Raw genomic sequence first — 23,541 nt, forward strand, 5'->3', positions numbered from 1 at the left:
ATCTATTCGGAAATCTGGCGAAACTGGATCTGACAGCCCGCAGGAATTTGTGCGACCAACGACAAATGATGGGTTGCAACGGCTGCAATCACGGGGTAACCGCCTGTCAGGGGATGATCATTCATAAACAATACAGGTTGCCCATTCGGCGGCACTTGGAGTGCACCCGTGCATGTGCCTTCACTCGGCAACTCCTGCATTTGACTGCGCTGCAATGCCTGTTGTCCCTGTAACCGCAGCCCAACCCGATTGCTGTCGGCACTCACCTGCCAAGTCTGCTCAAGTAACAACTCCACACTTTCCGAACTAAACCAATCTGTACGTGGCCCCAACACAATATCAAGCTCTACAGTCTCTCCCACCCGAGGCAAAGTCGGTGTCGAAAGTGGTTCAACCTGCACCGCCAGCGTTTCACCATCGGCCTGCTCCAGTAATGCACCCACCTGTAAAGGAGGGCTGCCCAGTTCTGCAAGCGAGTCATAACTTCGGCTCCCCAGAATCAGCGGTGCAGCAATACCACCACGCAGTGCCAAATATTGACGTAGCCCCGTCTCTGGTGCTGCAATCTCAATCCGATCGCCAGCATCTAAAGCAATGGCACGATAACAACCGACATCGACACGACTCTGATCAGGATAAGTCACCCACAGCGACCCCATGCCCCCCGTCACCGCAATCACAGTCGGCTGTAACACTTCCGCAGAAAAGCCACCATTTAAAATTTCCAAGGCAGCGGCGGTTTTTACATTTCCGACTAAAGCATTGGCAGAGGCTAAAGCGGTTTTGTCCATGGCCCCCGCCTGTCCTACACCAAGCTTGGCGACTTGGTCTCGCCCTTGATCTTGAATCAGGGTTTGTAAACCGACTTTCAGAACTTTGAGCACTGCTTTTTCAGCGCTGACCTGATGGGTCTGAACAGTTTTTGGGGCAATGCTTTCATTCAGAAACACCTGTGTTGGCTGTCGGGTCACATCACGAAATACCACGCGATCACTCGGCAACAGCAATGCAGGAGGATCACGTAACTCATCCCACATTCGACTTGTGGTTCGCCCGATCAACTGCCAGCCCCCTGGGCTGTCTTTGGGATAAATCCCCGTGTAATCATTGGCAAGTGCCACCGAACCCGCAGGCACTTTTTTGCGTGGGGAACTGAGTCGTGGAATATTTTGAAACTGCTGCTCAGGGCTGACCAAATAAGCAAAGCCTGGTGCAAAACCAATAAACGCCACTTGCCAATGACTTTGAGTATGTCGCTGAATCAACTCGGTCACTGACCACCCCAACTGATCCGCCAAAGGGGCTAAATCTTCTCCGTCATAGCAGACATCAATCACCCGCTCACGACCTACGTCCAGTGCCTGATTTTGTACAGGCTGCTGAGCAATCCAATCCATCAAAACTTTGGCTTGAATTTGCCATCGATCGAAATACACCAGAATCGTCCGTGCAGCAGGAATCATTTCACGAATATCAGAATGCCCAAGCTGTTGTAGCTGCCGATACAGTGCAAGGGTTTCTTCCAAGCTGTTGAGTTCAATTAAAAAACTGTCCAGATTAACCGACAAAAATCGCATTTTAATCTCCTGAAAATGCCCGAATCTGGATTCCTGACTGCTCTAAACGCTGACGAATGGCTTGGGCCATTTCAACTGCGCCCTGCGTATCGCCATGCAGACAAATGCTTTGCGCCTGAATCGGGGTAAATTGACCATCGATTGAAGTCACACCACCTTTTTGAATCAGACTGACCACACGTTCTGCAATTTCCTCAACATCATGTAAAACTGCCCCTGCCAAACGTCGAGAAACCAATGATCCATCGGCATTGTACGCTCGGTCAGCAAAAGCTTCGGCAATCACTTTCACGCCTTGCTGTTGGGCAAATTCAATCAGCGGAGAACCTGCCAATCCAACCAAAATCAACTCTGAATCAAGCAATTGCATGGCATCAATCACCGCCTGCGCTTGCTGTAAATTGTGGGCAATCGTGTTATACAGTGCTCCATGCGGTTTGACATACGTCACTTGTGTACCAGCAGCTTTGGCCAATCCTTGCAGTGCTGAAATCTGATACATGACATCGGCCAGTAGCTCATCATAGGACAGATCCATATTGCGGCGCCCAAAACCAACAAGGTCAGGATAAGAGACATGTGCACCGACATTCACTCCATAGACAGCCGCCTGTTTTAAGGTTTTAAATATGCCCGCAGGGTCACCCGCATGAAAACCACAAGCAATATTGGCACTACTCACTACAGCTAAAATCAGTGAGTCATTCCCCATCTGCCAAGCCCCATAGCTTTCACCCAAATCACTATTTAAATCGATTTGCATGCGGCACTCCCTCTAATATTTTTAAATCATGAAAATGGTGTTCAAAAGAAACCCAAGCCATCGCGCCTATTCGCTATCAACTCAGCACACACGATAAATTTAGCCATCAATGGCTTATTTAAATTTGGTGATTTTCTCGACTTCTTTCAAAGTCTGTTTAATCGGTTCATAGTCTAAAAACCAGAACAGGTTAATACCGCGATGGTGATGCTGCTGTGCCAACATATCAATCACACTTTTTTCCCCACGCCCAACCAGATGACGACGATAAAAATACACCACCAATAACACAGTACACAGCAGCATCACGATCAGCATGATCCAGAAACCAATTGGTGATTTCACCCCGGGAATAAATTCAAAATTCATTCCATAGACACCCGTAAGCAGCGTTAATGGTGCAAAAACAGCAGTAATAATCGCCAAAATTCGCATATTCTCATTGGTCTGATTGGAAATAGCCGAGAAATGCAAATCAATGGCGGTTTGAATCGAACCACGTGAACGCGCGGTATATTTTTGAATGCGCTCAATATGACTGACCAGATCATTGACCCGCACCAAGACCATATCCAAGGCTTCACGATGTTGCTCCCCGACCAAATGATGATAATTTTCCACAATTTCATCTCTCAGTTCTTGCAAGGTTTCAATCTGCTCTTCGCATAAGTTTTCCACCTGCTGAAATGCGGTATTTTCCTGCAACAACTGATGCCACTGCTTAAAGTTGTGACGCCCTTGTAAGAGTTCACGCTGCCAGTATTCCACACGGCGTGTTAGAGGTGTTCGCAATCCTAAATAATCATCAATCATGCTATTGAGAATGCGTAATGATAAATTGAGTGGTGTATTCGGGAGTTTTCGCAGGCGATTTTGTTCTTCAGGTGGTCGCTGCATAAAGCCATTCAGGCGCTCAATATAACTCTCAATCGCTTTATTGCCATTTTCACGCACCGTAACCAAGGCACGTGAATTCATACAAAATGCCACAGGCGTAGTCACCAAACCAAAATCACTATTATGTTTTTCGGTGCTGACTTCACTCAGATTGATTTTATCATCTAGCGTAATCAGCTTACGGAAAATCAAAAAGTCATACTCTTCCATCGCATCAAATGCACAGGGATGTTCAATATTTAAAACATCTTGTACATGAAATTCATTGAGGGCTAGGTTTGCCAACGCATGTAGCTGTTCTTGCCATTCTTCACTTTTACCAACAACATCACGCCTTAAACAATCTACCCAAACAAAATCAAGAATATAAAAATCGGAAGGTTCTTGACTAATAAAGGCATAATTGTCTTCGGGATGACGGTAAAAGTAATAAATCTGCATAAACTCACATTCGAAAATACTTGGGCAATTTTCATCATGCCATAAAAAAAGCCCGCTTCAAGCGGACTTTCTTTAACAACTAATCAGAAGATTATGCTTGTTCTACATCTTTCATGGTCAATTTGATACGACCACGGTTGTCAACATCTGCAACTTGAACCTTGATTTCTTGACCTTCAGTCAATACGTCAGTCACGTTGGCAATACGCTCATTTGAGATTTGAGAGATGTGAAGTAAACCGTCAGTACCTGGCAAGATGTTCACGAACGCACCAAATTCAACAATACGAATCACTTTACCAGCATAGATTTTGCCTGGTTCAACTTCAGCAGTTAACGCTTGGATCTTGGCAATCGCTGCACGTGCAGCCGCTTTAGATTCACCAAATACGCGTACTGTACCGTTGTCTTCGATATCAATCGCAGCTTTAGTTTCTTCAGTAATGGCACGGATGGTTGCACCACCTTTACCAATCACGTCACGGATTTTGTCTGGGTTAATCGTGATTACTTCGAATGTTGGCGCGTGAGCTGAAATTTCAGAACGTGCACGAGAAATCACTTTGTTCATTTCATTCAAGATGTGCATACGACCAGCAAATGCTTGGTTCAATGCCACTTCCATGATTTCTTCAGTGATGCCTTCGATTTTGATGTCCATTTGAAGTGCGGTAATACCGTTTGCAGAACCCGCTACTTTAAAGTCCATATCACCAAGGTGATCTTCGTCACCCAAGATGTCAGAAAGAACTGCGAAACGCTCACCTTCTTTCACTAGACCCATTGCGATACCTGCAACAGGTGCTTTCAATGGAACGCCAGCGTCCATCAATGCCAATGAAGCACCACACACAGATGCCATTGAAGATGAACCGTTAGATTCAGTAATGTCAGAAACTACACGTAACACGTATGGGAAACGGTCAATTGGAGGAAGAACCGCTTGAACACCACGACGAGCCAAACGACCATGACCGATTTCACGACGTTTTGGACCAGATTCACGGCCAGTTTCACCTACAGAGTATGCAGGGAAGTTGTAGTGCAACATGAAGTTGTCAGTTTTTGTACCAGCAAGCGTGTCAACCATCAAGGCATCACGAGTGTTACCTAAAGTTGCAGTCACAAGTGCCTGAGTTTCACCACGTGTGAACAACGCAGAACCGTGAGTACGCTCTAACACGCCCACTTGTACATCTAGGCCACGAACAGTTTTGGTGTCACGACCATCAATACGTGGTTTACCAGACAAGATGTTGTCACGAACGGTGCGGTATTTAAGATCTTCAAACAAGAAGTCAACTTCGTCAGCAATACCGTCAACATCTTCTGCAGGTACAAACTGAGCAACAGCTTCAGCATGAAGCTCATCAAGCGCTGCATAACGATCTTGTTTCACTGCAATGGTGTAAGCTTCTGAGATTTTCGCTTCAAATGCTTCTTTTAATTTTGCACGCAATTCTTCGTTGTGTGCAGGTGCAGTCCATGTAGATGCTGCTGCGCCTACTGCTGCTGCAAATTCTTGAATCGCTTGAATGGCGATCTGTTGCTCGTCATGACCGAACAATACAGCGCCAAGCATTTGATCTTCTGAAAGTTCTTTCGCTTCAGATTCAACCATCAACACTGCTGATTCTGTACCTGCAACCACAAGGTCAAGGTCAGACTGAGCCAATTGTTCATAGCTTGGGTTAAGTACGTATTCGCCGTTGATCAAACCAACACGCGCTGCACCGATTGGACCACGAAATGGTGTACCTGCAATTGCAAGTGCTGCAGAAGTACCGAGCATTGCTGCAATGTCAGCATCCATAGTTTTGTCAGAAGACACAACAGTTGCAGTGACTTGGATTTCGTTGTAGTAACCTTCTGGGAACAACGGACGAATTGGACGGTCGATCAAACGTGAAATCAACGTCTCAGCTTCAGAAGCACGACCTTCACGTTTACCATAACCACCCGGGATACGACCCGCAGCATATTGTTTTTCTTGATAGTTAACAGTCAGTGGGAAGAAATCCTGACCTGCTTTCGCTGTTGGCTGAGCCACAACTGCAACAAGTACGCTTACCCCACCCATTGTGATCAATACAGAGTTGGCTTGGCGAGCAACACGACCCGTTTCCAAAACCACTGGGTATTGACCATATTGGAATTCTTTACGAACAATATTAAACATTGACATGTATTGTATTTTCCTAGTTCTTTTTGAACAGTTTTTCTAGTGGAGACCCCTAAGGTTTGGCATTCACAGCACAATTTTGCAATAAATGACAAAGCTTAGAAGCCGACCTCACTAGATATTAGACACGAAGAAGGAGCGAATATTCGCCCCTTCTAGAATAGCTTAGCAAGCTAAGCCTAGCTCGATTTTCAGTGACGAAGTCAGAAACATTCGAAATACCGAAAAGTAAGCCCAAATCGAATTAACGACGTAAACCTAAAGCACCGATCAATGCAGTGTAACGACCGTGGTCTTTACCATTTAAGTAGTCAAGTAACTTACGACGTTGGTTAACCATACGGATCAAACCGCGACGGCTATGGTGGTCGTGTTTGTGCTCTTTGAAGTGACCTTGTAAGTCATTGATTTGAGCAGTTAACAAAGCAACTTGTACTTCTGGTGAACCAGTGTCATTTTCTGCACGTGCAAATTTAGCAATAATTTCTGCGCGGTCTTGGTTAGTTAAAGCCATTCGATTTCTCCGAGATGCTTAAAATTTAAAAAGATGATATTTATCAAAAAGTTAAAATAATTAACTAATTGATTGCCGTGCATCACTACAGCAAGGGGTTTATTTTAAGTGAAATTTTAGACGATTGCAAAAAAAGCATAGTATGAAAGTATTTTTATCTAAATCAGAAAAAAAATGCAAAAGCCCAAACGGTATTATGTTTGGGCTTTTGTACGCTGTAGTTTCTTGTTTTAAGCTAGTTATTTTTATGAGCGGTCGAACCCACGCTTCTTAGGTGAATTGTCAACATCCTAACTTGAGCTTGTGTTTCCATGTGAGTAATGTTCTCATAAAAACCGTGAGGTACATATGGGCGTTCTCTTAAGCTAATGTAAGCAAAAACTTACAAAAAAAACACGATTAAAATACTCAAGAAATACACCACCTCCACATTCATTAAAAAAAGATAATTACTTTCAATGATTTATAATACAATTTAAAATTATACATATGATTTTATATATTTAATTGTATTGACCATTTGATACAAAAACTTACAGTCAAAAATTAAAGATTTTTCATTCAAAAAAAACCGACAGGTTCATTTTCAACTATTCATAACTGTTTACAATATTAAATATGAAGAATATAAAAAAACCCTGTAGTCTCTCCCAAAACTACAAGGTTTAGTGGCTGTAAGTTTCCTGCTTGTGACTCACATCCTGTAAGTTCGCTGTCAATCAGACTATTCTTATTTTTATGCGATTGTGACTTAGCGATCCGTGCTAAATCATTTAGCAAAACCATAGTACTGAACATCAAGCTTTGTAGGCCATGCGACAATTTCTCTATTTCGTGTAAGCCATTGCTTACACAACTGGTTATTATTCACCTATACTTTATAATTCTCTTAATTGTTCAATTTTTCTAACCAAACCACTCTGTCTAACTGTCTGGCAGGTTAATGCCTGAGCAAATGCAGCCCGATCGACGAGCAATGACACGGCTTTCTTGGCACGAGTAATGGCCGTGTAAATCAGTTCTTGGCTCAACAATTTTTCAGCAGGGGCATCAAGTACCACAGCGGTATGTGCAAATTCAGAGCCTTGCGATTTATGGATCGTCAGTGCAAATGCGGTTGCAATATTTTTAGGCAAGCGCTGTGTAATGATCCATTTTTGCAAGCTCGGAAAAAACACTTCAAACTGCTGAGCATCTGTGCGGTGTAAAAAACAGATGCCTATATCACCGTTGGCAAGTCCTAACTGATCATCATTTTCTGTCATCATGACGGGTCTTCCAACATACCAATCACCTACCTCTTGCGTATAAGGAAGTAATGCAGCCAATAACTGTCTTTGCATAAACAGATTGATCTGCTCTAACCCCAACTCTCCGTGGTGAATAGCAGTCAAAATACGGTACTGATCAAAACTCGCTATCACCTGTTCAACATCGGCTTTCGAACGCTCACTTTGTAAATAGGCAATCAGGCTACGTTGATAGCTTTGAAAGCCTGTCCAGAGCTGTTGCAAGGCCTGCTCAGTCGAAGTCTCCGCATTTAAATACTGAAGCTGGATATGATCTTTAACAATTTGAGGCAGGTCGATGCTGTGTAACTGCCCTGCACTCACTACTTCTTGTTCAAACTGAGCCAAGACCTGTGTTGCATCAAGCTGTCGGGCAGTCACCTCTTGAATGAAACGTGCCATTTTCCCAATCAAAGCATCATCACTAAAACGTCGGCTCGTCACCAAGTTGACACGGCAGTCTTGTAACTTTTGTGTTTGCTGTAAATCCGCCAGTACTGAACCGACATCGACCGATGCCAACTGCTGTGCATCACCGAGTAAAATCAGGCGAGCATGATCAGGAATGGCTTCAAACAATAAAGTGGCCAAATTCAGATCCAGCATTGAGGCTTCATCCACCACAATCAGGTCATAAGGCAAAGGTTGCTGCGCTGTAAATTTGGCTTTGCCTTGTTGCCCAATGCTGAGTAAACGATGCAAGGTGACAGGTTTTAGCAGTAATAGCGCTTGCTGAATGAGTCCTTGTTGCTGTAACTCTGGATCATTAAAAGATCCTTGCAAGGCTTCCTGCATCCGCTGCGCTGCTTTCCCTGTCGGTGCAGCCATAGCAATCCGTAAATGAGGCAAACTGTGATTTAGCACGGCTACGATTCGCGCCAGCGTATAGGTTTTTCCTGTTCCAGGCCCACCTGTAATGATATTGAGTGCCGACTGCCCGACCCTTTGCAATGCTTGCTGCTGATATTGATCGGATAACAATGACGTATATGCTGAGGTATCAACAGTTGTTGGTTGTTGTTGATATAAGCGCTGAACCTGTTGGGCAAGCCGCTGCTCCAAAGCAAAATAACGATACAAAAATAAGGCTTGTCCATCATAAACAAATGGTGCAATCGGCTGCGCCGAGGAGCTCAATAATGAGCCTAATTGCTGCGCTTGATCATGGCTACAATTTACACAGCTATCGCCACGGGCTTTCGCCAAAAACAATTGACGGATATGTGTGATTACTTCGACATTTTCGCTTGACTTTGCCACTCGATTTGTCAGATACTCTGCCCACTTTTCAGCCCAGACTAAATTTTCCTGCTGCTCTGGCATCATCTTGTTTTTCCTTCAGTTATCCTCAGACTTATACACATAGATATCAACAGAGTTATACCCAAAGTTGTCCACAATTTAAACATTTGTTTTTTATACACTTAATCATTTTATGCACTTTTATTTTCCAACATCTGCGGTTTTGCATAGCCTAAAATTGCATCAAGTCGCAAAATAAACTCAGGCTCAGGTTGCCAGAAATAACTGCCGAATCCTGCTTGTGCCGACATCCCTCGCAAATACAAATAACTGGCCCCACCCAAGTGCTGCTCAATCGCATAATTTTCCAGACGTGTCTGCAAATAACGATGCAGTGCTACCAAATAAAGACTCGCCTGTAACCAATAACTGCTTTGTGACATGTTCTGCCCAATCGCTGTTGCGTGATAATCCTGCAAGCGATCACCCAAATAGTTACTCTTATAGTCAGCAATATAAAACCGTCCCTTATGCTCATAGACCAAGTCAATTGCACCATTTAAATAGCGTGCTGATTCGGCGGGATTAAACTCAGGCATATACAGTTGGTATTCTTGAAACAAAGCATGCAGGCGCTGTACCGCAAAGACCTGATCGGAGAGCGCCATAAAAAATGGAAACTCAGCCAAATGCTGTTCAGGACTTAACTGCTGCAAACAAAAATCAGCATGAATCGGAGTCGCCAGAATTTTTGCCAACCAGTCTTGGACTTCACTTAAGGCATAATCTTCTAGCACCGTATCGCTCGGTAGATCATGGCGCTGCTGATAACGTTCCAATAACTGCTGCCATAAATAAATATCATCATTTTTAAAACGGCGGCGGATTTCATACGCCCAGTCTTCATTTTGCTGAAAATCTAAATGCTCAAAAACGCCATGCAAAAAGTTCCCTGCATGGGTGCCTTGTGGAAACTGGCGCTGAATCCACGGCAACTGTTCTTGCTGAGTTGCAAATTGGACTTGTGGTGAGACCGCTTGCCATTCATCTTCAGCCGCTTGTTGCTCTCCGACATATTCTGCCAATACATCTTTGGCTTGCTGCCGAGATAGATGCTGCGCCAATCCTGTAAAACTGGTGCGCGCTCTTGGATAAAAGCGTTTATTCGGCAAAGCTAAAGCCTGTAGCTTAGTCACAGTTTGAGTTTCAGTCGCAATAATTGGCTTAGGACATTCAGTTAACAAGATGGCATCGGCACTGGCAGGGTGTTGAAACGCTCCTGCCTGATTTTTCCAAAATGCCAAACCTGTGGTGGAGTTGCCTTTATGGTCTTGCAACACGGCATAGACTCGATAACTGGCACGGGTCAGCGCGACATACCAAAGCCGATGCTGTTCGGCTTCAAGACGCAGTTGATGCTGATCTAAATCGGCTTGTAGCAATTTTTCTTTATCATGGATCGCAATCACGCGCTGCGCTTCGAGCTGCTGTGTCTGCGGATTAAGCTGTTCGACCATCGAGAAATTCAGTTGTTTATTTTGCTCGTTAAACTTGCCATCGGCATTGAGTAAAAAGACAATTTTAAACTCCAAACCTTTGGACTGATGAATAGTCATCAGTTGCACGCCTGCCGCACTGGACAACTTGCGTTCGAGTTCCCATTCCCGATCGCTTGGTTTTTGGAGCTGCGTCATATACCAGTGATACAGGTTCTGTGCACCCTGATATTGCCCACTGTGCTGGCTGAGCAATTCAGTCAGATGACGTAAATTCACCACCACCCGCTCATTGTCACGACTTTGGCTTGCGACTACAGTTTGCCAGACGTCAAAACGCTGCAACAAATACTGCCATGCTGTCAGGAAATTGCGTGTCATCCACAACTCACGCACATGGTCAAACTCAACAATATACTGACTCAAGCCATCGGCTTGGGCTTGTAGCTCCACCAGTTGTTTCAATGTCAGACCAAACAGACGACTCAATAAAGCTCGTTTCAGTTTGGCTTCGTGGTAAGGCTCTAAAATTGCCGTGAGGACTGCCGCAACATCTTTAGCCATTGAGCTATCAAACACGCTGCGTTTAGCAGGACGATTGACCCGAATCCCCATGCGCTCCAGTACATATTGCACCTGATCCAAACCATCATGATTCTTGGACAGCACTGCAATATCATCGGCGATCAGCGCTCGTGAGCCTGTACTTTCGGCAAAATACAGTTGCCCTTGTGCCGACTGATTCAACAACTGACGAATTTGCCACGCCACCTGTTCAGGGGCAGGCTGTTTTTCAGGAATACTCAGCCAGCGCAACGGCTGCGGATTTTCCTGATCACGATCAATCAGAGTAGGATGCGGACGATGCCCCGCCTGCACAGGATAATAGATGACCTGTTCACCAAAATCGGGCTGCCGCAGGAACAAAGCATCCACCACTTCAACCAGTGGTCGAATCGAACGCTGGTTAAACACCAGTTGATAAAACTGACCTGCCTTTTGCGTTACATCCTGATGCGCCTTGATAAAGGTCAGCATGTCTCCGCCACGAAAGCCGTAAATGGCCTGTTTACGGTCACCGACCATAATCATGCAGCTTTGGCTATAACGCTGTGGATGCCGCCAGATACTCGCCAACATATCGTCCTGATCTTGGTTGGTGTCCTGAAACTCATCCACCAAAATCAGCGGGTAACGACTTTGTACAAAAGCCGCAAATTTTTGCCCCTGCTCGCCCTGTAAAGCTTCTGCCAGTGTACGGATTTGCTGCGAAAAGGTGGTTTCACCATGTTGTTGTAATAACTGTGGCAGCCGTTTTTTGACTTCCTGACACAGGTAAAACTTCAGAAATGTGCCCGTATCTTGCAAAGACTGCTGCATGTTAGATAGACATTCTAAGACCTTCAAAAAAGCATGAAGCTGTGCATCGGCATAGAATTGCTCGGCAGCATCCACAGGACATTTTTTAGAGAAGATTTTTTGCTGTTGAAACAGGTCTGCAAACTTGAATAGTTTATTGCGACTTTCGCTAAAACTTGGGTTAAAAAACCCCTGACCGTCTTCGTTTAAAATCAGTGACACTGCACTTGGAATCAGTTCACTCAACAGCACCGTAAAACTGTCTTTTTTAAAATAAGTGCCGCTCACACCTTTAAAATATTCACCTGTCGGCAAATAAAATGCCGTCAAATGACTGACATCAAACCCACTCAACTGCTGACGTTGCTGCAAGAGTTCATCGGTCTGAAAATCAGTAGTCTGCACACTTTGAAACTGAGCATTACTAAAATTCAGGCTCTTTTCTACCACATCAACATAACTGTCGACTCGTCCAAGTTCGCCACTGATATACAGCCAGTCAATCAACTGCTGCGGCTGTGCCTGAATCCATTCGCGTAAAATGTCATGCACCAATTGGCGTGTGTACTGTTTGGCTTGATCCGTAATTTCGGCGCGCTCAATTTTGCCACTTTCAAAGGCAAACTCCCGTAGCAACTTTTGACTAAAGCTGTCCAGTGTTCCGACAAACAGTTCATCGAGCTGGTCAATCACCAGTTTCAGCCTTTCACAAGCATAACCGACCTGATGCGCAAACTGACTCAGGATTTTGGCTTGTAAGGGATCACTGCACTGCTCGGCAAAACCCTGATTTTCTTCTGCCGTGTTACTGCGCCGTGCATCAAAAAACACATAACTTTCTTGCAGACGTTTACGAATACGACTTTTCAGTTCGGCTGCTGCCGCACGGGTAAAGGTGGTGGCAATCACCTGACGCGGTAAATATTGTTCCAGTAAAATCCGTACCATCAGGCTCGACAAGGTAAAGGTTTTGCCTGAACCTGCCGAAGCTTCAATCCAGTGTAAGCCTTTAAATTGAATATCGTGAATCGGGGTGGTTGAAATGCGAGTCGTGTTCATTAGGCATGCTCCACCGCTTGCTGGTACTGGTAAATCGGCGCATATAAGGCATAAGCAAAGCGCTGACAGGCATCCTGCAATAACAGGTCGGCATCTTGCTCCTGCAAAATAAACTGCCAGTCATCGTGATACTGGGTTGAACAATCTTCTGTGATTGAAAAGAGGCTGTTGTAATTATTGCTGCCTTGCCATTGTTTGAATAGATTTTTTTCAGGTTCAACCAGCTGCATCTTGCCCTGTTCATCGGCTTGCCATTCAAGCTCTTTGCCACTTTCCAGTGGTTTGAGCAGCAATGCCGCAGGCAACACCAACGGCGTAGTTTGTCCATAATCCCACGCCTTAAACCATTCTTGCAGATAAGCTTGTGCCTGTGCCGAACTGAGTCCCTGACAAATCAGGGTACGATCACTAAACACCACAATCCGTTTCAAGGCTGTGCCCTGTTCACCCAAATTTAAGTAGCTCAGCCACAGCAAATATTCGAGCCATGTTTTGGCACGGCGCTCGGCACGGGCACTCGATGGATTCAGACTGACCCAGTCTTGTTCATGCAGTTTAGGAATCACGATGCGCATGTGCAAGTTATCCCGCAAATGCAACGTTTGCCCTGTGGTGGCACTCGGTGCAGGGGCATATTGCTGTAACTGGCTTAGAAGTTGCTGATGTTCTAACTGACTGAGTTGCCACGCACTGTGCTGCGTTTTGCCGACAGGCAAACGGTCTTGTAGCAATGCGGTACTTGCCGTGTCTTGCTGCTGTAAAAATTCGCGCAGGCTATAGCGCCCCAAACCATCAAGCAGCAAGGGTTCGACTTCATCAGGCAAATCCTGCATGCGCAGATTTTCCACGCCAAGCGTTTTCAGATACAACTGCGCAGGAAAAGTCATGTCATTGAGCCACTGCTGGCTATTCAGCATAATCACATCACTGTCAGATATTTCAAAAGTTTGATTACTCCACGGCTGACGTTGCCCTGTCGCGTGTTGAATTTGCTGTGCCACCGTAAACCACTGATCCCGATAACGCAGATGCTCAGGTGTGAAACCTTGTAGGTCAAAAGGTTGTAGTGGATGCACCTGATACAGACTTTGCAGATGCTGCGGAATGTCCAGACCTGCATATTCCACAGTCGGCGCAATTTGAGCATCGGGCTGTTGCGATGTCACAATAAAGGCAATATGGTCTAGCAGTTCTTGCAACACACTCGATGGCTGACGCACTTCGCCATCATTGACATCAAAGCCATTGTAAAATAACCAGAGCTGCTCTTTGGCGAGGAGCAGTGCATCTAAAAATGCACCCTGATCATCTTCCAGACGGGAACGATCACCGAGTTGTGGACGCAAACTTTGCATCAGATCAAATGGGGTATGGGTCTGTCGGCTTGGAAACTGCCCGCTATCCAAATTCAGCATCACCACCAAACGATACGGTAACGGGCGAATCTGTCCAATCTGACTAAAAGTAATCTGTCCGCTCGGTTCAGCCTGATCCAACTGACTGTCGAGCTGCTGTTGAATTTCCTGCAAAATCACCCCAAGCGGCAGACTAAAATTCTGCAAGGCGACCTGTGGCGAGTGTTGCTGTTTTTGATAATGCACCGACAGGGTCAGCATACGAATCTGTTTACGCACCATTTCATAGGCTGCACCGAGCGCAGTCACGCCTGCCTGCTGAAACTCGTGAATATCTTGCTGAATCTGATACAGCCAGTGCTCAACAGTATGGTTTTGCCCAAGTTCATGCAAAATCAGCCAGTCCCGACGCAGCGCCAAATCTTCATAAATCTCGATCAAACTGGCAATCAGTTCAAAGTCGCTTGGCAATACCTCTGCATAGCTCAACGTGCCTTCAAACAGCACATGTTCAGGAATGGCTATGCCCAGTGCCAAACGGTCAAGGGCAAATTTAAAACTGAAACGGTAATCCTGATCATCGGGACTGAGCTGACGCGCCAGATGTGCTTCATCTAAACCGCGTTTAAAACCTGCTTGGGTCAATAACTGCAAGGCACGCTGCGTCTGAGTAATATCCAAGGCATAACGCTGCTGGGTGGCAGGTAAACTGAGCCAGTCAGCAAACTGCTCAAACTGGAAACGTCCATGCGGTAACTGAATCCGCCCATACACCGCCTGCCATGCCTGAGTCATATCGAGCTGAGCCACACCACCAATTTTGACAGGCAAATACGGCGCTTGCTGTGCGTTTTGCAAACGTGGTGGCGGTGCAAATACACTGCGAATATGTGGTTCGAGCGCCTTGATGTTCGGGGTTAAAATCAGAATATCATCCAGTCGACGTGGCTGTTGTGCTGTACCCTCTGCAAGCCAGTGCAACAACTGATCTTTTAACACTTCGAGCTGACGTAATGCCGAATGACAGACGTGCACCTGAATAGACTGATCATCAGAGGCAAGTTCAAACTGATGCTTTTCAGGCTCCATTAGATACAACACATCAGACTGGATTTTGCCCAACAAGCTGTCGGAATAATCTTCATCGAACAGATCGACCCATTGCCCTTCTTCCCCCGAAGACAAATGCGACAACAACGAGAAATGGTCACGTGCCTGCTTACCAAAACGGGTCAATAAGGGATGACGGGATTCACGCGCTTCGGCATTAAAATTGAGAGTAAATTCATCAAAGAAACGTTGCAGATCGGCATCCGATGCTTGGGGATGCTTTTGCAAAAAGCGCTGTTTGACCCCAAGGTCATAGCGTTTTTTCCAGTTCGGATCGACACTATCCGCCCAATATTCCTGCGAAGGGTTATAGTGCAAAATCACCACTTCTAAGTACTGCCCCAAACGACGCAAAAATTGCAGTTGAGTCGGTGGCAAATCCAGTACGGTAAATATCAGTAATTGTTGCGGCAAACGTTTCAGTGCTGCTTTACGGCGTTCTGGGTCATCCAAAATTGCCCAGAAATCTCGGTCAATCTGCTGCATCTGCACAAAGTCGGCATGAAAGACTTCCTGCCACAGCCAGCGCTGCCATGCTTCAAGCTGCTGTACCTGCTCCAGTTGATACAGCGCAATGCCGTGTTCATCGGCTTGGAAGAGTTGCTCGATGTTCAGTTCACGGTTATTGCCCCACGCTTTTAGCCAGTTTTGTGGACAGCTACACGGCTCATGCCAGTGGTGCTGGCATTGCCCCCGATAAATCATGTAATGACTAAAGACCCGCGACACCTGCTCTGCCACCCAGTACAGCATGTTTTGTTTTTTGAGTTGCTGCTGTAGACCTTGGCTTAAATGTGCGGCACTGTCATAAATGCGCTGCACGATGCTATACAGCGGATGCTCGGCCGACACACTGAGCTGTTCAGGTTCTATATACGGTTTCAGAGCTTCATAAATGCGCCACTGCATCACCAGTCGGGGAATGTTGGCTTGGCGGACTTGGTCTTTATTGTCCAAGACTTGTTGATAGGCATACCACTGAAACGTCTGTATGCGCTGATGATAAAGCTGATTGGCACTAATCCCATGATGCTGCGAAATTTGCTGCTCTAGCCACTGCTCGACGGCTGCACTCGGCACCACAAAATGCTGCTGTTTCAGCACCTGTAAGGGATGGCGTTCTGCCTGACTGATCTGGGCTAACAGGGTTTGCAACAACAGTTCTAAACGCTGGCTTTGACAAACATGAATACCCATAAATCACTTTTCTCACTCTATTCTTGCAGAATGTCTGCAATCTGCACAAATTGACACACAGATTAGACTATTTCTTCAACTTGAATTATGTCATTTTAAAAAACAATATGTTGTGATCAGCATGAATCAATTGCAAGTAAAAATAATGCAAAAACAGGTAAGGACTTTATGAAAATTGAGCATATTCCCGATTCAATTGACCCTGACTTGAATCTAGAGCAAATTCGCCGTCTCTGTTTAGGTCTCGCCCGAAAACGCGCCTGCCTGTCTGCGGGTGCTGCGGTCATTCCTGTGCCATTTTTAGATGTGGTGGTCGATGTCGGGATTTTATCGAAACTGATTCCTGAAATTAATGAACAGTTTGGACTCGACCGCGAACACATCAGCGTCTATGATCCGAAAACCCGTGAAATTCACTGGCAGGAACTACGTAAACGTGGTGTACAATTTTCAGGGCTGATGGTGGCGCGCACTGGAGTTAAAAAATCCTTTAATGGCTTTGTCGGAAAAATGCTGACTAAACAAGTCTCTAAATTTATTCCACTGGGTGGGCAAGTGGTTGCAGCCAGTCTGGGCTATTTGGTATTTAAGAAAATTGCCTCTGCCCATGTCGAAGATTGCTATCAACTGGCAAAACGCATTCAACTGAAACAAAAAGCCCAACCTGTCAGCTAAACCACAAGGCGGATTACTCCGCCTTTAACCGTTTTAAAATCACCCGCATAATGTCTAGCCGCGCCTGACGTTTGCTGTCAGTCGAAATAATATGCCACGGCGCATACACCGTATTGGTCAAATTAAACATATCCGATGCTGCGTTTAGATAATCATCCCATCGGGCACGATTGCGCCAGTCATCACTGGTGATTTTAAAGCGCTTATGTGGCATTTCTTGGCGAATTTTAAAACGGTCAGCTTGCTCGTCTTTACTGATCGCCAGCCAGAATTTAATCACAATGGTTTGTGTATCCACCAAATCTTTTTCAAAACGGTTCATTTCCTCATAGGCCCGTTGCCACTCAAAATCTGCCGAAAAGCTTTCTACCCGTTCGACCAACACCCGACCATACCAAGAACGGTCAAAAATAGTAATCGGGCTGGATTTTTCCAGTTTTGTCCAGAAACGCCATAAATACGGGTGGCGTTTTTCATAACGCTCAGGAGCAGCAATACAGTGAATGTCGTATTCACGTGGATCGAGATTTTTGACAATACGACGGATCGCTCCACCTTTACCTGCTGCATCCATTCCCTCAAAGACAATGACGACTCGATGTTGGTTGTTGCGTAAACAATCCCCGACCTTTCGTGACAGTTTTTTCAGTTCGGTCTTATAGTCTTTTTTATTAATTTCTGGATGACTAATATTGAACAAGTTTTCTGGGATTGTGGCTTGGGGCCAATGTTCAGATACCAAGCCTGTATGTTTGGGTAAGTCTTTAAAGGCCAGCAATAAATGCTGTGCGAACTCACGGTTACGCTGATGCTTATCTTCACAGTCAATCAGGATCCAGTCATCGCTATAACGCTGGCGTAAGCGTTGCAAATCATCATATTGTTTTTTGTTGCGCCAGTCCAAGCCATGTAATTTATGCCATTTTTCCTCGGAAGGATTCATATTGTCGAGGCGCTTTTGTAGAGATTTCCACGACAAGTCAAACCAGAACTTAATTACATCGACCTGATTGTTTTTAAGATCCTGTTCAAATTTACGCATTTGGTGAATGTAGGCATCGAACATGGTGTCATTTAAAGGTTTAGAGACATGCATGGCGGTATTCAGCAGGTCGTTGTACCAGTTACTAAATAGGACGACCACCTGCCCTTGAGCAGGAATCGCCTGTGCATAGGGCTGCCAAAAGGGTTGCTTGTTGTTGAAAAACTGTGGTGGCTCAGCATTGACATATAAATAACGCGGGTCGACCCATTCACGCAGTTGCTTGACAGCTTCACCTTTACCCGCAAGTTCAATCCCACTGACAATAATCAGGACACTTTTGCTGTGGTCTGAACCACGGCTATTGCGCAGGCGGTATTGGGCTTCAATAAGATCAAAAGAAAGTTGATGATCATGTTTAATTTTTTCTGGTTCTACACTTTGATCCATACTAAACGGCCTGTGCTTGTTCATTTTTATCTCTAGCATGATACTACACTCGGCCTAGATCAATGGTCAAAACAGGTGAAATAACCTTTGCTGGCTATTCATAACTTCTAAACTTTTGTGTGTTTTAAATCAAAAATTTAAAATATTTTCATCGCACTAAAAACCCAGAAAAAAGCCAATTGGAAACCAGTCGGCTTTTTTTAACCCAATCTAATACACCTAGTTGATTAACAACCATATTTAGGTTCTGGCTGAATTCTCAAAGGTAGAAGTTCCTGCGGACAAGTATCGGGATAGTTTTAAGCTAGGATGAATCTTTACTATTTCACATACGGCCAAATATCAGGATCAACATAATTCTCATCTATGTGATAACCTTTTGAAATGGCTTCTTTTTCATCAATCTCTCTTGCCTTTTTGTCCAATACTAATTCCTTTTTAAATGCTTGCTCTAATTCCGTCGCTGTCATTTTATATGTATCAATATTATGTTCGGCATCATCGATCAAATTTCTTTGATTATAGCGGACAGTATCGAAAGCATAGCGCACCATATATTGTTCTTTACCATCTTTTTCATTTGTTTTATCTATACTCAATTTTAAGATGACACCATTAGCATACAACGTATATCCTAAGCTTCCATTACGCTTTGAAATAACAATTTTTTTCCACTCCTCATAATTAAAAATATAATTCGGATCAATTATATCTCCCCATTCAAGTAGATACTTAATGTTATCTTTAATCGAGATTCTGGCATCACTTCTATAAAAATAATTTTTCCATCCTGCTTGATTTAATTGCTTCATTAAATTTACATAGCCTTGATAGGCTTGTTCTGGACTCACAAACTCGTCTTTATTTAAACCTGCATCAATATCTAAACCTTGAATACCATCGGCCTGATTGAAAGATGTACCTAAAACAGAAAAAATATGATCAATCACAAAACTATTTGGGCCATTCTCAATTCTAATTTTGCCTAAATGTGGAGGAGAAAAATCTAGTTCTCTGAAGCCTGCTCCAGCTGGCTGACGATCCACCTGACCATCATTATATTTAACAAAATCACTAATGCCTTGCTGGCCTAAATGTAGAATATAAGGTTGCTCATTCACTGTATTATTCTCGCTATGCTTTGTACTGGGTTGGCAACCAACAAAAGACCATCCCAATATTAAAATTAAAGTCAGATTGAAATAAGATTTAAATTTTTCCATCATTACAAGGTATCCAATCCTTAGTCACTATTAAATATAGTGCTTAATTATTTTAAAAACTCATATCCTATAAACAAATTTATTTAAAATAAAAAGCCCAATCAGGGCTTTTATTTCTATTGAGCAAACTTAAGTGGCGTATCTTGATAACTTTCATCAATCTCAAAACCGAGTCGTTTTACTTTTTCTTCATCAAAATTACGTTCATTTTTCCATTTCTGTAAATCTTTTTGTAAATATTTTTTCCATTCTTTAGCTCGAATATCTTCATCTATATCATATCGATAATAGTAACGACTAAACTGTGTTAACAATTGAACACTAAAAGCTGTATCAATTGCAGCAACATCTTTTGAAAAAATTAAAACAATCCCATTTTTTTCTAAAAGCCAAATATCTCGTATATTTTCTATATCTTTATAATAATCTTTCCATTTATCAAAATTATCAAAATAAAAAACATCTACACCAGTATTTATATCTTTTAATTTTGGATTCACAGTATCTTTTCTTTTTATCCTTGCATCCATTAAAGGAAAATAATTTCTCCAGCCATTCTCTTTTAAGTTAGATACAAAACCATTAAAGCATTGGTACATTTCCTCCATACCTATCTCACTACGATCACTACATACATAACTAAAGTCAATATCTGTAATCCCTTCTTTAAAATGATTACGATCACTTGTAATCATTAAATCACGAATATGATCTATATTAAATAATGTACGCCCTTGTTGATCTTGAAGTTGTAGTTTAATCAGTTTATCTTCAGACATTGGTATATTGGGTCGATCTATTCTAACGCCAATATCAGATGTAGGAGCTGTTTCTACTGGAGGCTCACCTTCAAATATACTCGAATTCTGTATATACATATCCTTAAGTGAACCACCCATCTTAAGGTTTATTTCGTAATATCCATTTTTCTTTTGTGCTGGCATAACTTTTTTACTTACATGTTGAGATGTTGTATCGGCATATATACTTAAACCAAATCCTAAAGCTACTATGGCAGATATAATTAAAATATACCTCATTCTTTTAATCATAAATACCTGCTCCATCTACAATATTATTATTTGCAATATGACTGAGATAGCCTGACATATTCTTTTCATACTTTTTCATGACTTGATGAAACTCCTTAGCGATTCTTAAAATAAATCTCATTCTTAGATTTTTATCATACAAATCTTCATCATCTTTCATATTTTCATATTTTCATATTTTCATATTTTCATATTTTCATATTTTCATATTTTCATATTTTCATATTTTCATATTTTCATATTTTCATATTTTCATATTTTCATAAAATAATTCCTTATCTTTTGCAGGAATTTGATTATTTTTTAATACAGATTATTTAATAGTTTTTCAGTCACAATTTAGCCAAGATTAAAAGAAAGCAACCCATACCTGAAAAAATTAAACCTGACACACCATATATATTGATATATAACCATAGTTTTCTATAATTTTTTATTATATACAATGCATTTTCAAAATTTAAATTTGGGAATTGATTTGATCCACTATTAGACCTCTTTCATAAATCAAAAAACACCCAACTTTTAGATTAAAAAATCATTCTGCAAAGTTTCAGATTTTGAAGCATAATCGCCCCATGAAATATCTCGACTTTAAAAAGCTTCCTGAAACTCAGTTTAAGCGATACACAGGCATCTCATGGTCAACCTTTGATTTAATCGTTGAAGACATGAAAAAACAGATCCTTATAAAAAGTAGACCAACCATGCTTTTCTTGGAAGATCAGCTCTTACTGTGTATGAGTATAAAAATTAGGCAGACCTCACACCCAAGTTGTAGCTTAATTTTGGTGAGACTAGGTGAAATCTGCCTTTGAAATATTTATGCAACAAAGTCATTTAATCTACATATATTCTAAATATATAAAATTCTTTTGGTGGAGCATTATCAATATTATCTTTTCCATAAACTTGATATTTAAATTTTCCATCTGTTAATTGGTATTCAAAGATTTGATTTGAATCATCTGGAAGTTCTTTTTTGATAACTTTTAAACCTAGTTGATCTAATATATTTAATTTATATTCTTTTAAATTCAAAGCTCCAGCAGATCCTGAATAGGCTAAGCTAATATAAGTTAGTTTATTATTTTCTTTTCTATATTTTAAATATACTTCAATTTCAGGATAATTAGGCATATTCTCATAACGATATGAAACCTCAGGATCTGAGAACTCCTTACTATACATTCTTTCTTTCTTTCCTAAAATGGGATCCGTTTCTTTAAAATCAGATTTCTTTGCTGTTTCAATTACATATTTTGCAATTAATAAAAAGTCTTCTTCAGCAATTTGATAATTTTCTAAACTTTTTAAAAACTGCTCATCAGCAATATTTTTTTCTTCTTTTGTCATTTGAACTTTAGACACATTATGTTCCTCTTTGGTACTATTCATATTCTCTTTCATATGAGAAGGTTGGCTACAAGCCAATAAAAACAAGCTTATTACTAAACTTAAAGTAATTTTATTTACCATATTACTTCATCCCTTCTATTTTTTTCTGGCAATATTTCATTTATTAATTTTTTAGGATCTTCTTTGGTATAATATTTTTCACCAATTGGATAAGTCTTATATGGTACTCCAGCTTTTTTTAAATCATCAAAAAGCCAATAAGGGGTAATAGCATGGATATAAGCATAATAAGTTCCTGTTTTACCTTTACCTTTTGGTAAGCTTGGTATATATGGTCTTAATATTTGCAGTGATGTTTCAGCACATGTATCATTTGTTATTCCGCTATATACGATTCTACCTTCCTTAGAAAAAATACTACCGTTCGTAATTAAGTTTCGCCATGAATTAGTTTCCTCGATAAGTTTCTCTGCTTTAACTTTAGTTAAATTATACTTAAAAGCATAGACCATGTTTTTCATCGTACAGTCCGCGGTAGCAGGTCCTATTGCAGCGGCAGCAGCAGATCGGGGACCAAAGCTTAAGACGGACTGAATAATGCCATTTTTAACGACATAATATAATGCGTGCCCTGGTTCTGCGATAGGATTATGAGCTGTCGAACCATCTAGAGTTTTTATTAAAGCTTTTTCTGGATGTGAAGCATCAATCATAATTACAACATAATAAATATCTGTTTTAATTTCTGTTATTGGCTTATTTGAAGCCGTTGTACCTTTGCCATTCGGTCTAATACCCATTAGATCACCCTTTTATTTCTTTTAATTTTTCTTCAGCTTCTTGCCCTAAATAGACTTGCATGCCTTCGGATTCAGGTCGGTATATCCGCTTGGTATAACCTTCTTCATCCGTTTTACCCTCATAATAGACACCGCTTTTAGTGACAGCTAAATAATTCATATTTTTTAATATTTTATTGTTTGAATCTTTAATTAAGAACTTTTGACTGTATTCATGTAAAACGGGTAATTTATATTCAGGATAAGCTTTTTGCTCCCCACCTTTAAACTGATGCTGACTAGCTTTCACTTCAAAGACTTGACCTGTAGCATTTCGAATACCTGCACTACTGATTTCGATACGTGATCCTCCTGATTCAAGTGTGATCTTTCTATTTGCTCTGATAATAACTTCATCTTCTGTCGAGATAATCTGAATGCCCTTACGTGCAATCGCATCCAGTCCGTCATTCTGTGCCTGTAGTTCTACCTTGCCTTTGGCTGCCACCTGTTTGATGCCCCCTTGTGCCGCAAACTGAC

General features: G+C 42.3%; 16 protein-coding genes. 1 reads left to right on the forward strand and 15 read right to left on the reverse strand.

Translation table 11 applies throughout. From position 1 onward, the window contains the following. Positions 1-2 precede the first annotated feature (2 nt). The 8 genes from C1A47_RS14910 to C1A47_RS14945 form a co-directional block, all read right to left on the reverse strand. Positions 3-1,577, reverse strand: a complete 1,575-nt coding sequence (locus C1A47_RS14910; RefSeq protein WP_111895813.1) for a 5-oxoprolinase/urea amidolyase family protein — start codon at positions 1,575-1,577, stop codon at positions 3-5. A 1-nt stretch (position 1,578) separates the two neighbouring features. After that, positions 1,579-2,340 (reverse strand): LamB/YcsF family protein, encoded by a 762-nt coding sequence (locus C1A47_RS14915; RefSeq protein WP_111895814.1) that lies wholly within the window; start codon positions 2,338-2,340, stop codon positions 1,579-1,581. Between the two features lie 114 nt (positions 2,341-2,454). Continuing rightward, complete coding sequence (locus C1A47_RS14920) at positions 2,455-3,678, reverse strand: magnesium transporter CorA family protein (protein ID WP_111895815.1); 1,224 nt, start codon at positions 3,676-3,678, stop codon at positions 2,455-2,457. A 91-nt stretch (positions 3,679-3,769) separates the two neighbouring features. Beyond that, positions 3,770-5,857 (reverse strand): polyribonucleotide nucleotidyltransferase, encoded by a 2,088-nt coding sequence (gene pnp / locus C1A47_RS14925; protein ID WP_171294405.1) that lies wholly within the window; start codon positions 5,855-5,857, stop codon positions 3,770-3,772. Positions 5,858-6,104: 247 nt separating this feature from the next. After that, a complete protein-coding gene (rpsO, locus tag C1A47_RS14930; protein ID WP_111895817.1) occupies positions 6,105-6,374 on the reverse strand; it encodes a 30S ribosomal protein S15 in 270 nt (89 codons plus the stop codon). 878 nt (positions 6,375-7,252) lie between these two features. Continuing rightward, a complete protein-coding gene (recD, locus tag C1A47_RS14935) occupies positions 7,253-8,989 on the reverse strand; it encodes an exodeoxyribonuclease V subunit alpha (RefSeq protein WP_111895818.1) in 1,737 nt (578 codons plus the stop codon). Positions 8,990-9,096: 107 nt separating this feature from the next. Next, positions 9,097-12,819 carry a UvrD-helicase domain-containing protein gene (locus C1A47_RS14940; protein WP_111895819.1) on the reverse strand — a complete coding sequence of 1,241 codons (3,723 nt, stop codon included), beginning with the start codon at positions 12,817-12,819 and terminating at the stop codon, positions 9,097-9,099. Continuing rightward, a complete protein-coding gene (locus tag C1A47_RS14945) occupies positions 12,819-16,481 on the reverse strand; it encodes an exodeoxyribonuclease V subunit gamma (RefSeq protein ID WP_111895820.1) in 3,663 nt (1,220 codons plus the stop codon). The genes C1A47_RS14940 and C1A47_RS14945 overlap by 1 nt, the downstream gene beginning before the upstream one ends. Positions 16,482-16,649: 168 nt before the next feature. On the opposite strand from C1A47_RS14945, the gene C1A47_RS14950 reads away from it, so the two are divergent. Continuing rightward, positions 16,650-17,156 (forward strand): hypothetical protein, encoded by a 507-nt coding sequence (locus tag C1A47_RS14950; protein ID WP_111895821.1) that lies wholly within the window; start codon positions 16,650-16,652, stop codon positions 17,154-17,156. A gap of 13 nt (positions 17,157-17,169) precedes the next feature. Here C1A47_RS14950 and C1A47_RS14955 read toward each other — a convergent pair whose 3' ends face one another. The 7 genes from C1A47_RS14955 to C1A47_RS14985 all read right to left on the reverse strand — a co-directional run. Next, positions 17,170-18,588 (reverse strand): phosphate--AMP phosphotransferase, encoded by a 1,419-nt coding sequence (locus C1A47_RS14955; RefSeq protein WP_111895822.1) that lies wholly within the window; start codon positions 18,586-18,588, stop codon positions 17,170-17,172. Positions 18,589-18,908: 320 nt separating this feature from the next. Next, positions 18,909-19,814 carry a hypothetical protein gene (locus C1A47_RS14960; protein WP_171294402.1) on the reverse strand — a complete coding sequence of 302 codons (906 nt, stop codon included), beginning with the start codon at positions 19,812-19,814 and terminating at the stop codon, positions 18,909-18,911. 113 nt (positions 19,815-19,927) lie between these two features. Beyond that, a complete protein-coding gene (locus tag C1A47_RS14965) occupies positions 19,928-20,863 on the reverse strand; it encodes a hypothetical protein (RefSeq protein ID WP_111895823.1) in 936 nt (311 codons plus the stop codon). Next, a complete protein-coding gene (locus C1A47_RS17685; protein ID WP_162625961.1) occupies positions 20,856-21,023 on the reverse strand; it encodes a hypothetical protein in 168 nt (55 codons plus the stop codon). The genes C1A47_RS14965 and C1A47_RS17685 overlap by 8 nt, the downstream gene beginning before the upstream one ends. Positions 21,024-21,703: 680 nt before the next feature. Then, positions 21,704-22,342: a hypothetical protein gene (locus C1A47_RS14975; protein ID WP_111895825.1), complete on the reverse strand. Its 639-nt coding sequence runs from the start codon at positions 22,340-22,342 to the stop codon at positions 21,704-21,706. Further along, complete coding sequence (locus C1A47_RS14980) at positions 22,336-23,022, reverse strand: hypothetical protein (RefSeq protein WP_111895826.1); 687 nt, start codon at positions 23,020-23,022, stop codon at positions 22,336-22,338. Before C1A47_RS14980 ends, C1A47_RS14975 begins: the two co-directional genes overlap by 7 nt. Positions 23,023-23,026: 4 nt before the next feature. Further along, on the reverse strand, positions 23,027-23,541 hold a 515-nt coding region (locus C1A47_RS14985; protein WP_162625962.1), incomplete at its 5' end, for a DUF2345 domain-containing protein.

The organism is Acinetobacter sp. MB5 (genome assembly GCF_003261585.1).
Classification (GTDB): Bacteria; Pseudomonadota; Gammaproteobacteria; order Pseudomonadales; family Moraxellaceae; genus Acinetobacter.